General features: G+C 58.6%; 14 protein-coding genes. 2 read left to right on the top strand and 12 right to left on the bottom strand.

The genetic code is table 11. The annotated features are described in order from the left end of the window. Positions 1-204: 204 nt before the first annotated feature. The 10 genes from M2331_RS13465 to M2331_RS13425 form a co-directional block, all read right to left on the bottom strand. Complete coding sequence (locus tag M2331_RS13465) at positions 205-897, bottom strand: OmpA family protein (protein ID WP_181560748.1); 693 nt, start codon at positions 895-897, stop codon at positions 205-207. After that, the gene (locus tag M2331_RS13460) at positions 894-1,430 is read right to left on the bottom strand and encodes a hypothetical protein (protein WP_181560747.1); all 537 of its coding nucleotides are present in this window, start codon (positions 1,428-1,430) and stop codon (positions 894-896) included. Before M2331_RS13460 ends, M2331_RS13465 begins: the two co-directional genes overlap by 4 nt. A gap of 93 nt (positions 1,431-1,523) precedes the next feature. Beyond that, on the bottom strand, positions 1,524-1,862 hold the full coding sequence (locus M2331_RS13455; protein ID WP_181560746.1) for a DUF3060 domain-containing protein: 339 nt from the start codon (positions 1,860-1,862) through the stop codon (positions 1,524-1,526). A 114-nt stretch (positions 1,863-1,976) separates the two neighbouring features. Then, complete coding sequence (locus tag M2331_RS13450; RefSeq protein ID WP_181560745.1) at positions 1,977-3,179, bottom strand: TonB-dependent receptor domain-containing protein; 1,203 nt, start codon at positions 3,177-3,179, stop codon at positions 1,977-1,979. Between the two features lie 353 nt (positions 3,180-3,532). Further along, positions 3,533-4,270 (bottom strand): M48 family metallopeptidase, encoded by a 738-nt coding sequence (locus M2331_RS13445; RefSeq protein ID WP_181560744.1) that lies wholly within the window; start codon positions 4,268-4,270, stop codon positions 3,533-3,535. Continuing rightward, positions 4,270-7,314 carry a type I restriction endonuclease subunit R gene (locus M2331_RS13440; protein ID WP_181560743.1) on the bottom strand — a complete coding sequence of 1,015 codons (3,045 nt, stop codon included), beginning with the start codon at positions 7,312-7,314 and terminating at the stop codon, positions 4,270-4,272. The genes M2331_RS13445 and M2331_RS13440 overlap by 1 nt, the downstream gene beginning before the upstream one ends. After that, a complete protein-coding gene (locus M2331_RS13435) occupies positions 7,311-8,540 on the bottom strand; it encodes a restriction endonuclease subunit S (protein WP_181560742.1) in 1,230 nt (409 codons plus the stop codon). Before M2331_RS13435 ends, M2331_RS13440 begins: the two co-directional genes overlap by 4 nt. After that, entirely contained in the window at positions 8,530-10,029 is a 1,500-nt protein-coding gene (locus M2331_RS13430) for a type I restriction-modification system subunit M (RefSeq protein WP_181560741.1), read from the bottom strand. The genes M2331_RS13435 and M2331_RS13430 overlap by 11 nt, the downstream gene beginning before the upstream one ends. A gap of 332 nt (positions 10,030-10,361) precedes the next feature. Further along, complete coding sequence (locus tag M2331_RS16630; RefSeq protein ID WP_181560740.1) at positions 10,362-10,856, bottom strand: DUF488 domain-containing protein; 495 nt, start codon at positions 10,854-10,856, stop codon at positions 10,362-10,364. Positions 10,857-10,990: 134 nt separating this feature from the next. Then, on the bottom strand, positions 10,991-11,443 hold the full coding sequence (locus tag M2331_RS13425) for a hypothetical protein (RefSeq protein WP_181560739.1): 453 nt from the start codon (positions 11,441-11,443) through the stop codon (positions 10,991-10,993). Between the two features lie 161 nt (positions 11,444-11,604). Between M2331_RS13425 and M2331_RS13420 the strand changes: the two genes are divergently transcribed. Continuing rightward, the gene (locus M2331_RS13420; RefSeq protein WP_181560738.1) at positions 11,605-11,949 is read left to right on the top strand and encodes a helix-turn-helix domain-containing protein; all 345 of its coding nucleotides are present in this window, start codon (positions 11,605-11,607) and stop codon (positions 11,947-11,949) included. Here M2331_RS13420 and M2331_RS13415 read toward each other — a convergent pair. Beyond that, positions 11,946-12,596 carry a recombinase family protein gene (locus tag M2331_RS13415; protein WP_181560737.1) on the bottom strand — a complete coding sequence of 217 codons (651 nt, stop codon included), beginning with the start codon at positions 12,594-12,596 and terminating at the stop codon, positions 11,946-11,948. The genes M2331_RS13420 and M2331_RS13415 overlap by 4 nt on opposite strands. A gap of 113 nt (positions 12,597-12,709) precedes the next feature. Here M2331_RS13415 and M2331_RS13410 point away from each other — a divergent pair, with 113 nt between their 5' ends. Continuing rightward, positions 12,710-13,717: a S1 family peptidase gene (locus M2331_RS13410; protein ID WP_181560736.1), complete on the top strand. Its 1,008-nt coding sequence runs from the start codon at positions 12,710-12,712 to the stop codon at positions 13,715-13,717. A 42-nt stretch (positions 13,718-13,759) separates the two neighbouring features. Here the strand turns inward: M2331_RS13410 and M2331_RS13405 are convergent, their stop codons facing one another. After that, entirely contained in the window at positions 13,760-14,908 is a 1,149-nt protein-coding gene (locus M2331_RS13405) for a hypothetical protein (RefSeq protein WP_181560735.1), read from the bottom strand. Positions 14,909-14,974: the final 66 nt, after the last annotated feature.

Genomic DNA, 14,974 nt, shown 5'->3' with positions numbered 1-14,974 from the left:
CGATCACGCCTACGACAGCAAAAATGGCTCGTGCGATCCAAGGAAAGACTAACCACGCGGTTAAACCTGTGACCACCTTGCCCGCCACATTGCCATTGATCTCTCCAGCCTTCCTCTCGCTGATCGGATATCCGCAACCGGGACATGCAGCAGCATGGGTCGAGACGCTGCGACTGCATTCAGGACATTGCATCAGAGCCATGCTCACCCTTTCTCCGTCTTCGGAACCGGTGAAAGAATGATCTCTACTCTACGATTGCGCTGACGGCCTTCAGGATCGTCGCTGCCATCAGGGCAAGCGTTGGGTGCGACGGGGTCACGTTTTCCGAGACCCTTTACAATGGCATGTCGATTGTCCCCCTCCATCAGGCTGGCCGATACTGTCCTGGCGCGAGCCATGGAAAGGCGATCATTATACGCGTCATCTCCCTTGGCATCTGTGTAACCGATGATGGTGACAGGCGCTTTGGGATAAGCAGCAACCAACTGCTTTGCCTTGCGCAGTGGCGGCAGCGCATCGGGGCGCAAACTCGCCTTATCAAAATCGAACAGGATATCGGCCGGAAGAGAAAATCGGATCGCCTGATCGGCATCCTTTTTTGCGTCCAGTTCCGTTAGCAGCGATCGCGTCTCTTCCAAACGACTAGGGGGCACTTCAACCAGTCTAAACTCGCTGGCGTCTGCAGATGTGGGGGTAAAGCTGCTATTGGCATCGCTGTCTACAGCCGAACTATTCTCACCCGCTGGCCCAAACCTGGATTCCGGCGCGTTCTGCGCGGGACGAAAATGACCGATCTCATTTTTGAGGCTTGGCAGTGGAGCATCGATCTTATCGCACGCACAAAGCACCAAGGCGGCGCCGATAATCGCGAAGCCACCGCCAAACAGCCGTGTCACTGCGCACCTGCCTGCAGGTTGATAGGGATATTGAGCCCCGGACCCGTGATCGCCGACCCATCGTTGCCCTCATTCAGGACCAGTGTGATCGATTTGGCAGAGGGCGGTACTGCGCCGAGAAAGACGAGACGACCGTCCATCTGTTCACCCGCTCGAATTTTCAAATCCTCATTACCGGCGATCCGCTTGAGCATCAGCTTGTTGCCCTGCTCGTCCCTGATGAATGTCGGGCTAAAGGCAAGGTCGACATCACCGCTGGCTGTGCCTCCGTACGAGGCGCTGATATCGAGGATGGTAGCATCTACGCCGAGCTCGACGCTCTTGACGCGGACAGTCAAGCCTACATCTGCTACGCCTTGAGCGCTGATCGGGATAACGCGACCTTTGGCTTCTGCCGCCAATGCTGGCGTCGGCGCCCCCGTAACATTATTTTCTGCGCCAGGTTCCGCAGCCTGTTCATTGCTGCTTCCGATTGAGCATCCCGATAGTGAAATCGTCGCCAATGCAAAGAAGCCACATACGATAAGTTTCATCACACCCTCCCTGACCTTGGCGACAAAACCGGACTGATGTGCTTTCGTTCCGGCAAAGTTCCAAGCTCTAGCCTTTGTTAAGTCCTTTCAGGATTACCGTATCATAGATACCTGATTGCTTGCGCCGCTCACCCGCAGTTGCGCCTTGCTGCCGTCGGGCGTGGTCCACTGGACGCGGTTGCTGGCACCAACAATGCGGATCACGCCTTTTGAGGCAAGCTCGACCCGGACCTCGTTGCCGGCGCCTTCAATCACCAATTGTTGGCAGCCACCAGTGACCGTCATCCGGTTACTGGCGCCCGAAATCGTTGCGGTTCCGCCGCCGCAGTCGAGTTCGCCGTGTTCGCCAGCTCCTTCGAAGGTGGCTTGGGCAAACGTGGGGGCGGCAATGGCAAGGATAGCGGTGACAAAGGCAAATTTGGCAAAATGCATAGGCATCAACTCCTCATGACAGGATGATCCTAGCGGATTTCAAAGATCCTGGAATGACTTGAGCGCTCGTTTCGTCGGGGTGAGCCCTCATCGGGACGTGGCGATCAAGCGTAATCACAGCTTCGGTTGAAGGGCTTGCCGCTGTCGGCGAACCGGAAATTTCGCCAACATCGCAGACATTCCGCTAGAAACGGCTCCCTGGAAGCTGCCATTCATCGCCGCAACAGCGATCGACCGACATGGCTGAAAGCTGTCACACTGCTTGGTGAGCACCAGGCCGATCATGCGCGGATTGGGAGAATTATTATACGGGTCATAGCCGAGCACAGAGTCTGCGATATTTGGCGGGCGGTTATTGAACAGGTTGGCGATGAGAAGCTGCATCTCGCTCTGGTCGAGCGCAGGTGTGGATGTAAGGCGCCCGAGGTCGAAGCCGACGAATAGAGACGCCGTGGTATAGGTCGCGACCTTGCGCGGGGTCTGGCCGGGGCGATTATCGGTGAGCCCGTTGACATAGTTGACGACCGAGCCGACCGACACGCCGTCGCGTCCCCAGATGAAGGTCCTGTTCAGTTGGAGGTCGGCCGGCTGCGCATAGCCGTCCAGCCGCGAGACCGCGCTGCCGGCACCGGCGTCCAGCGCGAGATTGAGGATATATTGGCCGGTGAGGTGCACCGAGGCATCGCCACCCAACAGCAGCGTGCGATAGCTAAGATCGAGGTCGATGCCGTCGGTTTTCTCGACCGCGAAGTTCTGCGGGCGAATATCCGCCACGGCTTGCACCTGCGAGAGCAGGCCTTGGGGAATCTGGTTCGCGCTGCTGTAGATTTCCGTTCCGCCGTCAGCGATGAATGGGATATCGGCCGTAAACCACCGGAACACGGCAGGATTTTTGATGATGTTCTCGATCTGGGCGCGGGTGGGATTGCGGATGTTGAACCCTTGAAGCTCGGGAAGCGACACGCTGTCGTCCTGCGATGGCGTCACGACCCGTCCCGCGATTTTGATGCGATAATAGCCCGTCCTGATCATTACGTTCGGAATGAAGGCCGTTGTCAGATCGAGGCCGAATGTGAACGTGTCGGCCTTCTGCGTTTTCAGGTCGGGATTGGCGCCTGCGCGAAACATGACGATCGCATTCCGGTCGGAAGCGCCGGATTCTGCTCTCCTGCGCCCAGGAAGGCGTAGAGGTAGTTCCAGGACGAGACCTGCTCGGCGATACCGATCGTATTCCGAAAGCGCGGGACGAGGAAGGAGCGGGCATAAATATAAACCGCCGCCGTCGGAATAGATTCCAGGCTTCGTGAGTCGCTCCACCTGCTTGACGTTTAGTTTGTTCGAGTGCGCAGCCCATTATCAGCTATGAGAGCGGTCTCGCGGGATCAAGTCATGAAATTGGTCATAAAATCGGCTCGGTTGTACGCGTTTCTGACGAACTGGCGCGACACGCGATTTCACGAAAACCGCAGTTTTCTCAAATGCTGTGGGCTCGCATTAGGTTGAGGGGGATCGCTGAGGTTCAGGATCTGGCGGAGACGGAGGGAGACAATGTGACCCATTATAGCCCTGCTATACCCTAGGATTTCTGCGGACAATCCCGAAAATGTGGCACAGTTGGTGGACCAAAATGGATCAGCAAGAGAGCACTTTGGCTGCTTGCCATCTGCCTCTTAGGAAGTTCGCAAAAATGCCGCCGATAGTTGCGCGTACTGATGGTCGAGCCAAGCTTGGGGCGTCTCAAAAGCTGGATACAAAACTGCAAGATATCGCCAGAATTCTGGCCCGTGCGAACGATGCCCAAGGTGCGCAAGCTCATGCGCCACGACATACTCAAGCACCTTCCTCGGCGCGAAGATCAGGTTCCAGTTGATGAGCACATTGCCTTCCGGGCCACATGATCCCCACCCATTGGCCAAGTCCACAACACGGATTGACCGGGGAATGAGGCCAAACCGCTTGCCATACTCGGCAGCGACCTCCTTCACATCTCGGCGGGCGCGTTGCTTTAGCCAGTGCTGTAACTCGCTGGCGATAAGGTGATCGGCGTCCTGTCCCGCCCAATCCGGCAGGTCGACGATGAAGCCGTTTCGATAGGCGATAGCGATCCGCTCGGCATCCGTGCGTCGGACGGTCAGCGGCATCTTACGCCCGCGATAGGGTATCTTCGACCCAGTCACGAACCGAGGCACAGAATGGCGCGTGGAGGTGATCCGCTCCATCTCGCGCACGGTGTTGAATACCCACCGGCGCTTGCGTTCCAAGAACCCGGCTATGTCAGCGTCATTGTCACGAGAGAGCGCCATCACTTCGACATGGCCTGGCGTGATGGTGATGCGCCGCTCCGATGCGGTCGCCGACCGGCGAAGCTCGTAGGCGATCTCGGCTCGGCCAATCTGGAGTGTCGGCATCAGTACCCGCTCCCGTAGGCGTGTACCGCGAACTCCTCGACCTTCTCGCGGATGATCTTGGTCTCGCCGATGTCGTAGTCGGTCAAGATGCGGCGGACCTGCTGACGCAAGGATCGTAGGTAGGCTTCCATATGCGCGAAGGCAGGCTGCGTCGCAGCGGCCTCGGCATAGACCGCGCCGATGGTAACGGCAGCGTCCTGCAAGATGTCATGCGCGGTGTTCGGGGCAATGGCTTCCATGATGCGCAAGATCGAGAAGGCGTTCTCGTCCATGCCTAGCTCGGCGTGTGCGCCCTGCTCGGCCTGAATGTCGCCGGTCAGGCCCTCGAAGTCTGCCAAGCCATCTGCAGCGGCGACCTGCCCGGCCTCGAAGCGGCGGATGATCTCCAGCACCCGCTCGGAGAAGCGGCCATATTGTGCCGGGTTTTTGTCAACCAGTTCGCGGGTTACGCGGCGAAGCTCGGCGGATTTGCGCACGAACGCCTCCTGCAACTCCGCCTCGGATTTGTCGTCAGTGGCAAAGTCGTCGGCGAAGTTAGGATCGGTGATGTTGCGCAGGCGGATCGTGGTGGACAGGCCGGTGACGTGGACGTGCTCTTCCAGCATTTCCCTGATCTTACCGCTGTAGCTGCGGTGATCGAGGCTTTCGTCCTTGGCGACGGCCTGCGTGGCCAGCCGCAGGAACGCCGCCGCCCATTTCACTTCGGCGGTGAAGTCCAGGATGGCCGGATCGGGCGACAGGTCAGCGTAGACCTTGATGAAAATGCGGGTCAGGCGCTGGAGGTCGAACCACTCATCCTCACGGCCATCGGCAGCGATCTTGGCGGCGGCGTAGGCGGCGCCCTTCTCGTCCATGCCTTCCAGCCCCATGGCGCGCTTCTGCGCCCGGTAGCGGGCGTGGGCCTCCTTGAGGTCGTTGCGCAGCACGGCGATGTCCCGCAGCGCGTTCTCGACATCATCGGCGCGGTAGGACTTGAGCGCCTCGTCCAGATGGTTGGTGACGCCGATGTAATCGACGATCCGGCCATTGGGCTTCTCGATCTCGCCACCGCTGGGCAGCTTGATCGAACAGGTGCGATTGGTCCGGGCAATGGCTTGGAGCAGGTTGTGCTCCTTAAGCGGCTTGTCGAGATACATGACATGCTCAATGGGCGCGTCGAACCCGGTCAGCAGTTTGTCGCACACGATCAGGAAGCTGGGTTCCTGCCCGTATGCCTTGAACCGCTTCTTGGCGTCCTTCTCACCCTCGGCATCGAGGTAGTATGCCTCCAGCCCGTCGCGCAGCGCCTGCACCTCGGCGTTCTCGCTCGGCTTGTTGTCCTCTTGGCTCTTCGAGAACACACAGGCGATCATGGCGTCGGCCTGCACCTGTGCTGCGTCGGCATCCACGCCGCCCTTGACCAGATCGGCGGCGATCACGCCGGACATGGCGGCGCGGTAGAGCACGATGGCCTCGCGATCTACGACCACGATCTGCGCCTTGAAGCCGTCCGGCTGGCAGACCTGCTTGAAGTGTTCCCAAATGTCATACGCGATCAGACGGATACGCTCGGGGTGCTTGGCGATGGTAGCCAGCGTCAGGCCCTTGCGTTTCAGTTCCTCGCGCTTGTCGTCAGGCAGATCGACGAACCATCGGTCGAACAGGATGTCGATCTCGGCTTCGTTGATCGACCAGTCGGCTTTGCGGCCTTCATAAAGGATCGGCACGGTCGCGCCGTCGCGCACGGCGTCGTCAATCCCGTATTTGTCGAGGTAACCTTCGCCCGCCACGCTGAACCGGGCGTAGGTGTCCTTGTCGGTCGCTTTGATCGGCGTGCCGGTAAAGCCGTAGAAATGCGCATCGGGCAGCGTCGCTTGCAGGAACGCGCCCAAGTCCTTTTCCTGCGTGCGGTGGCACTCGTCTACCAGCACGATCCAGTTGCCGGAGTTGGGGATCGGGTCTTTTGATCCGGCGAACTTGAAGATGGTGGACAGCAGGATTTGCCCGTTGCCGCCCCGGTTCACCGCCTCGCGCAGCGCCGCCACCGAACCGCACTGTGCCGGGTTGGGCAGGCCGCAGGCGACGAAAGTCTTGGCGATTTGGTCGTCGAGGTCGATCCGGTCGGTCAGGACAAGGATGTTCGGGTTGGCAAGGCTGGGCGCGTCGAGCGTCAGATGAGTTTTCAGCTTGAGGGCGAGGAACACCATCGTCAGGCTCTTGCCGCTGCCCTGCGTGTGCCAGATCAGCCCCTTGCGGTGTTCGCCCGCTGCAACCCGTTGCACGGCCTTGTTGACGGCGCGGAATTGCTGATAGCGGCAGACCTTCTTGATCTTCTTGCCCGTTTCGGGGTCCACCTCAAACACGATGAAGTGCGCCAGCAGATCGAGCAGCCGCGACGGCTCGCACAGGCACCACAGGTCTTTCGACAGGTCGTCCGGGAAGTCGGCGCGGGTGCGCGGCCATGCGTCGGGCCACGGGGCATAGAACTGCGCCGGGCTGCCGGTCGCGCCGTATTGCGTCGCCATGCCATCGGTGACGATGTTGAAGGCGTTGGGCGCGAACAGGCGCGGGATGTCGCGCTCATACTGCTTGATCTGCTCGAAGGCTTCCTCGGCCCGCGCCGTGGCTTTGAGCGGGGACTTGGCCTCGATCACCACCAGCGGGATGCCATTCACGAACAGCACCACGTCCGGGATGCGCGGGCGCTGGGCGGCAACGCGGAACTGGCGGGTGACGTGGAAGCGGTTGCGGCTGGTATCCTTGAAGTCGATCAGCGTGATCGGGCTGTCGCGGTTCTCGCCGGTCAGGCGACGGGAATAGCCGCCGCGCAGCTTGCGTTGCCAGTCCTCGTTGTCGGACAGGGTGGCGAGATCGTTGTAGATCGCCTCGGCGTCCGCCGCGCCGATGCCGTTGAGGTCGCGCATTGCGTCGATCAGCACTGGCTTCAAGATGACCCGGTTCTCCTCCTCGCGCATCGCCAGCGCCTGCGCCGGGGTCAGCACCTGCCAGCCGAGCGCCGCCAGCGCATCGAGCGCGGGCTTTTCGGCAAGGCGATACTCGCTCATGCGGGCACCCGCACGCGACCGGAGAGGAGGTCGGACATGAGGGCAGTCTTCGTTGCTTGCAGGGTATCCAACTGCGCTTCCTCGGCATGAACCGTCCTCCACGCGGCGTCCAGAACGGAAACGACATTGTCCTGCCGATCAGGGCTCGGCACTGGCAAGGTCAGCTTCTTCATCTCGCCCACATTGAAGTGCTGCTGCGCCAGCCCTCCCTGCATTGCGGCGATCTGCCTACGGGCGGTGCGAGAGTTGATGAAGTAGGCCGCGAACGAAGACCGCAGGTGCGGCTTCGGGCGCGAGAAGATGATGTCGATGCAGTTGAGAGCCGAAGGTGCATCGGGGGGAATGACCGCTGTCTTGCCGGGCTCACCAGTCCGGATTGTCACCACATCCCCAGCCCGCAACGCTGACTTCTTGTTGATCTGATGGCCATCATGGGAAAGCTGGACAAGCGCCGTGAAGTCGATCTGGTTGCGCTTGATGTTGGTGGAACGCAATGCAGGCACCCCGCCTTCGTCCACGTAATAGGAGGCGGGCTTTACAACGATGCCAACTTGCACTGTTTCACATGCGTCGCCGTAGGCCACGAGGTCGTCTCGGCAGTGTGCGATCTCGCTGGCGAAAACCTCGTCAGCCAGATTGTCAGCGGTCTGCCGAAGTTGCGAGCACAGAGCAGACTGCGCCGCAATCGCCTCATCCACCGACCGCAGCACCTCGGCGATCCGCCGCTGCTCGTCGAGCGGTGGGAGAAGCCCCGACAGCACTGCGAGCTTCTGCTTGTTCAAGGTGGCACCCTTGATCGCTTGATCGGTGTCGGCATCTGCGACGATACGTTCCAACCAATAGGGTAGGAACGATTGGTCGAGGCCGGTGAACGGCTCAAATGCCGCGATTGCCTCATTCGTAAAAAGATCGATGCCCGCGACAGCCACACGACCAATGGTGAGCTTAAAGCTCATCAGGATGGTCCCAGCTTTCACCAGCTTGACGTTGGAGTGTGTGACGCCAGCGTCGGTAATGCGTTCCTTCGTTGCCACAATCACTGGTTGGCGAAGGTCGGAGATCGCAACCCATGGATGCCCGGCTCCATCAGTTGCCCAAAACTCTTGCTTGTCCCGCGCCGGGGTGCCCCCGATGGCGATCTTGCAGAGCTTGCCAAGCTCGGCGACCTGCCAACCATCAAGCAAAACATCTGCCCCTCGGACCAGTTCGGCCACGTCACTCGACATAGCCGAGCCTCCGCAGGTGGCCGAACATCACCGCCTCGGCCGCGTTGCGCTTGGCGATCAAGTCTTGCAGCTTAGCGACTTCCGCTGCGACATCGACCGCCTCGGCATCTGCGGCGGTCTGGACGTAGCGGCTGATGTTGAGGTTGTGGCCGTTGGCTGCGATCTCCTCGACCGGAACGATGCGGGCCAGCTTCTCAACATCGGCGAAGGCATGGACGGCATCGGCGAGCGTGCGAACATGCTCGTCGGTCAGGAAGTTCTGTGCCTTGCCCGGCTGGTAGGTGGCACCGCCATTGACGATCAGCACCTTGCCGCGCCGCTCGGCTGGCTTTTTCTTCCGGCACACCAGCAGGGCAGCAGGGATGCCCGCTCCGTAGAACAGATTGGGGGCTAGGCCCACGACCGCCTCGATCACGTCTCCGGCCAGCATGGCCTCCCTGATCCGCCCCTCGGCCCCACCACGGAACAGGACGCCATGCGGCACCACAACCGCCAGCATCCCGTCATCCTTCAGACTGGCGAGCATGTGCTGGACGAACGCCAGATCGCCGTATCCCTTGGGCGGGCAGCCATAGGTATCGCGCCCGAACGGATCGCCGTTCTGCCAGACATCGTAGCCCCACACCTTTTCCGAGAAAGGCGGGTTGGCCAGCACCCGATCATAGGCCCCGATGCCTTCCACGAACTCGCGGGCCTTGGGGTCATACCGCTTGGGGGACAGGATGGTGTCACCTTTGGCGATGAAGGCATCATCCACGTTGTGCAGAAACAGGTTGATCTCGGCGATGCCCCACGTAGCGAAGTTTTTCTCCTGCCCATAGAGCGACAGGGTGCGCGCATCCTCACCCCGGTCCTTCAGATACTGCACCGCCTCCAGCAACATGCCGCCAGAGCCGCAAGTGGGATCGTAGATCGACATGCCGGGGCGCGGCTCGACGATCTCGACCATCAGGCGCACGATCTGCCGGGGCGTGTAGAACTCGCCGCCCTTCTTGCCCGCGCCCTCGGCGAACATCTTGATGACGTAGAGATAAGCGTCACCCAGCATGTCGGCTGGCACATCGGCATTGCGCAGCCTGTGCTTCTCGAAATGAGTGAGCAGTTTTTCCAACAGTGCGTCGGAGAAGCGATCCTGATTGGCGAAGTCAACATCGCCAAACACGCCGCGCAGCCGCAGGTTGGCATCTTCGATGGTTGCCAGCGCGTTGTTGAGCCGCTGGCCGATCAGGGTGGATTGCTCCCGGACAGCCTCCCAGCGGTGTTCCTTGGGGATGTGGAAGCGATGCTCATCCGGGTCAGCCGCCTCCTCGCGGTCGCCCGTCTCGGCGAGCAGAGCCTCGAACTCCTCCTCCCACACGTCGCACAGGCGCTTATAGAACAGCAGGCCGAAGATGTACTGCTTGTAATCCCCGGCATCGACGGTGCCCCGCAGGATGTCCGCCGCGCCCCACAGATGGCGCTCAAGTTCTTGTTGCGTCAGCTTTGTCACGTATCCCCCTCGGTATGGTGAGCGGACTTAACACTGCGCTGTGCGACTAATCCAGCCTAACGTAGGAAGGAGCGGTTAATGATCTCAGGATCACCCGTAGACGTCCTTGGAGGCAGAAAGCTGACGCAAATGGAGGCTGGGAGATGAGAAGCTGTATCACTTGTGAGACCAGTTTTTAGCCGGGAGTGTGCAATTGATTGCAAATGTCTGCCGCCTTTCTCGGTTGGCTGTGGGCTAAACGCACGACGTGGTCATCCGACAAATCTTGTAGGCTATGCTCGGACGGCGCCGGCACATATCGGGGCTTTTTCGACAATCGTCTCCCCCGAACCCTAGATAAGATCGCCCCGGAGCACTCTGGAAACAGCATCCCGAATTGCGGGATCAAAATGGCGTTTGCGCACTCTGGCTAGAGATGACGTACTATCCTCGTTTCTGCCGTCTCGGCGTACGCTCTTCACCACAACGCCCCAGCGGACGAGCAGCGAAGCCGCAATGTCCCAAGTGCGATGGCAGTGTTCCGGATCACCTTCGGCGCACATGATGGCGATGTGTTCGCGGCCTGAAGCGTCCAACAGTCTGACGAGAGCTTCGAGATAACGGGGGTCTCTTAAGCATACGTCTCTCATGCCGCCCAAAATCTCGCCTTCACGACGATACATAATCCCGGCCTTACAAGCCCACCTCTCAATCTGAGAAGCATTGAAATGCGTATTCCGGGACCAAGGTGATGACCGCACGTCCCAAAGCTGGGTGATGCACCGCCTCTCAACCTCGTAGAGGAATTCACACAAGGATCGGTTTGAGTATCCGATGGAAAAAATCATAGCATCTCCAGTGACTTATGCCACTTGAGACTAACTTTTGAACAAGGCGGTGGACAGAGAAAACGGCAGAAACCCGGCTATTACCGGACAGCGCTGCCGCCAGTTGGCGATGATCCGACGCCCCCCGATTGACGTCATTTACCATCCTCGTTGAGAGCCTTCAGTTCCCGCAATGCTTTGTCGCGGGCTGCGTTGCTTTCTTCAATGGTGGGAAGGCTGACAGCCTCACAAACTTTCAGCCGCACGTTCATGTATTCATAATGCCCTTTGGCCCCCAAGAGCGGGTCCAAGCTTGGCACTATACCTGGATCGATGGCGGCCTGCCGATTAGCCAGAACGTAGTAAAAGTCCTCGAACCCCGCATAGCCGCCCATCCGGTTTTTGCCATTCACCTCTCCGCAAACTGAATGAGGCCGCCCCTCTCGATCATTGTGTATCACCACGTTGCGAAATTGGGCGGACGCCGGATCAGTGAGCAGAGCACGGACAGCTTCCTGGGCCTGTTCTATATGCGCCTGTTCTGGGTTCTGCCCACATGCTGTGGCGGCAATGATGATCGAAAGCATGAAAATGGAACGCGCGTTCATGGTCCCCCAACTCCACTGCACCCTCGGATATAGACCCGGAAGTGATTTACCGGTTTGATCCAAGCCGGAAGTTGCAAGTAATTGCAAGTTATTTGAAATGTTGCAAGTGATTGCACAGACGGTTCGCTCGGCCCGGCCCTAAAGTCCGCTGCGAGGACGATATGGGCGATCTGACAGAACTCATGAGACGGTTTGGACGGTTGGTTACAGCCCACCGCAAACGCATGGGAATGACGCAGGCTGCGTTAGCTGATGCTTCCGGCATCAGCGTGGACATGATCGTCCGGATTGAAAGCGGTGGTACGGGAGTTAGATTTCCCAACATCCAGCGACTGGCGGACAGCTTGCAGGTTGATCCAGCGGAGTTGTTCACATCGCAAGTGCCCCATGGCAAGCTGGAGCGTCCGTTGCTCAGCCGCCTTACAACAAGGCTGGCGACGCTGTCAGATGCTGACCTGCAACTCGTAACTGAACTTATCGATGTGGCGTTAAAATCGAGACGTTAGGCTGACGTCTGCTCCAAACGCGCCAGTATCCGGCGAACAGTCATGGCATGCCATTTCCCCCCCGTAGCGGTGGCATAGCCCTGTGCGGTCAGGAAGGCAGCAATCTGCGACAAGGTACGGCAGCCCGCTTCTTGCGCATCAGCAAAGGCGGATCGAAGACCTATGGCATGCGCACGAGCTTCTAAACGGTTCTTCTCAGCAAGAACACGACCATTCGCCCCTAGCAAAACTCCCCTTGCTTTTGCCGCTGCGAGAGCAGCCTTCGTCCGATCTCGTATCATCTGCCGTTCGTGCTCAGAAAAAACCGCCAGCATCTGGAGCAGGAGCCTGTTTGCCTCCGGCATGTCGGCGCAGCGTATCTCGACATTGGCGTCCAACAATTGCGCCACAAATGAAAGGGACCGCGATAACCGGTCTAAGCGGGCGATCAGGATCGTTGCTTTCTCGCGGCGGCATAAAGCCAATGCCCGAGCAAGTTCAGGGCGGTTCGCTTTCGTCCCGCTGATCGTCTCGACGAACTCACCAACGATATCACCGCCCACTCTTTGGACGTATCGCTCTACTGCTTCCCGCTGCGCTTCGAGACCTAAGCCGGATGCTTCCTGCTTTCCGGTAGACACTCTGCAGTAAACAACAAATCGTTCCATACTTTTAACATGTTAAGGTTGGTTTGCCTGTTAAACTTTGCCTGAAAAGCAAATGCTGTCCATTCTAATTCGCTCAAAAGCTCAAAGAGCGACCGAGGATAGGGAAACCGGTTATGACGACGGTGTATGCTTCGGAAATCGAAAATGATCTGATGAAGTATGCCATTTTGGCGCAACGATGGTTTGGGCTGCGACACTCCGATCCGACAGCTTTTGAAGATAGGTTGCGCGCTGGTCTGAACTTTGGAGGCGGTGATGGCTATGCGGATAAGAAGATCGATTTTGCCCGCAATCTGAGTTTCTTTTCGTTAGAACTCTTTCAGGCGATGATTTGTGGAGGAGAGGCTTACAGGCCAGCATACGTAACCATTTTATGGCAACGCTTAGTCTCTTCGGGTATTGTCATACCCGCTTGGGGCGCTCTCAAAGGTAGCCCACTTGCCGACCATCAAATCGATGAAAAGCAACTTATCGGGCATCTTGTTGATCGCACGTTTCTCAATCTGTTGTTGCCGCCTGCGCGCCTCCTGGATCGATATCAGAGCGCGGTAGCAGCAGTGGACGTGCTCAAGGGTGACGATCCATTCAGAGGAACCGGCTTCCTCGTTAGACACAATGGACGTTCCGTATTCGTGACCTGCAAACACAACGTCGATCCTGCCGAAGGCATTGAGATAAAGTCCGTCGAGACCGCAGCGGGTGACCGCCTGAAATTGGGTGCTATGCGAGTGTCCAAGCAATACGACATCGCAGTGGCCCACCTCTTAGGCGATAGCCATGGTCCCCATTTCGCCCTTTCGGATCGCGTCGAGGTCTTCGATGAGGTTTTTACCCTAGGCTATCCTTATGTCCCACGAGCCGAACCAGTGCTGTTGGGGCATCGAGGCGAGATGAATGCCCGAACCAACCTCTACGCGGAGAAATGCCCCGCCCTCATCATTTCCAATCTGGTCTCACCGGGCGGCAGCGGGGGGCCTGTTCTTAGTCGCGACGGTCACTGCATCGGCATGACCATCAATTGGCTCGAAGGACAATGGGGCACTCCCAACAGTCTTGAGAAGATGCGGTTTTCCGCTGCTCTGCCGTCCGAACTTATTCGAGAGGCGATTGAGACACAGTGAATGCGCGAGGGGCATGCCGACTGCTAGAAGGCAAAGCCCGCATCATTTTGCAATTGATTGCAACGAGCCTGACGGCAGTAACAAGCTCAATCCAGTGCTCTTTAGTCCGGTGTGCCAGCCTTCCCATGAGGTTTCTGGTGCTGACAGGTCGGCGGTCGGCACCTGACTGGATTTCCAAAATCTCTGGCCCAGACCCTTCGGCAAAACGAGGAGTGCCCCGGCTTCTTCGGGTGTCAGAGATCGAGCCAGATGCCAGTAGCGGTGCCAGCGACTATGCGAGCCGCTTGTTTGACTGGGACCGTATCCGACGCGAACTTCCGCCAGCGGATCGGGGAGACCGGCGAGAGAGGCGAGGTGTGTTTTCTTGAAACGGTCCTTCACGATTTCGATCCGTGTGATCGGCGCGTCTCCGAACGGCGGTGCCTGACCGATAGCGGTCCTCTCTCTCATCCGATCATAAATCCGGACAAGAACCTTTTCCGCTGGCTGCGACGGATGGAATGCTTTGATCGGTTCGCCAAGCTCATCAAACTTCTGTTTGAACGCAGGTCGCTTGCGATGGATGTTGATCGTCTCAAGCCTGCCGTCATTCCCCATGTAGAGGGAACGCTTTCCCTCCTTCTTGTGACGGGCGATCACCTCGCTGACATGAACGCCCACAACATCGATAGCGATATCGAGGCGGGTTACACGCGCAGCTTCCGCCATGCCTTTCATATCGAAAAGCGGTGCTAGCAATTGCACAAGGTGCTTGAACCCGAGAGGCCCCAGCTTGCGGGGGTTCATTTCGACCCTGAGCGATATGCCTAGGGTCTTGTGCTTGTAGTAGCTGAAATGGACGCGGCTTTCCCGCTTTCCCATGCTTAGCGTCGTTGCCCGCCAATCCTGGCCCTGATTGGCGTATTTGCTCTTTCCGACAAGATCGACATTGGTGGTCTTCGGGTTGGTAAGCTGCTCGACCACTAACCCGACGAAGTCCGGCACCGATGTCTCTTTAGGGATATGCTTCGCATATACATACTTGCTCAGCGGTATGACGAAGCTCAGTCTGTCAGGCTGTGGTGCTGATACCCATATCTGTCTTCCATCAGACAGCGTCTTCTCATGGAACAGCGGCTTATCTGGTATCGGGATCGGTGCCGGGGGGCTTGTTAGAGGCGAAACGTCATCGCCCGCGATATTGACTGGCATTCACGACCTAACAACAACAGCAACAACACGTGCCTTGTGGCGAAGGGGCGACCAGTCCCGCTGCAC

Origin of the sequence: Sphingobium sp. B10D7B (assembly GCF_025961955.1) — a bacterium.
In the GTDB taxonomy this organism is placed as follows: Bacteria; Pseudomonadota; Alphaproteobacteria; order Sphingomonadales; family Sphingomonadaceae; genus Sphingobium.
The sequence above is the reverse complement of the archived record's forward strand: the minus strand, read 5'-3'. Positions and strand labels throughout refer to the sequence as shown.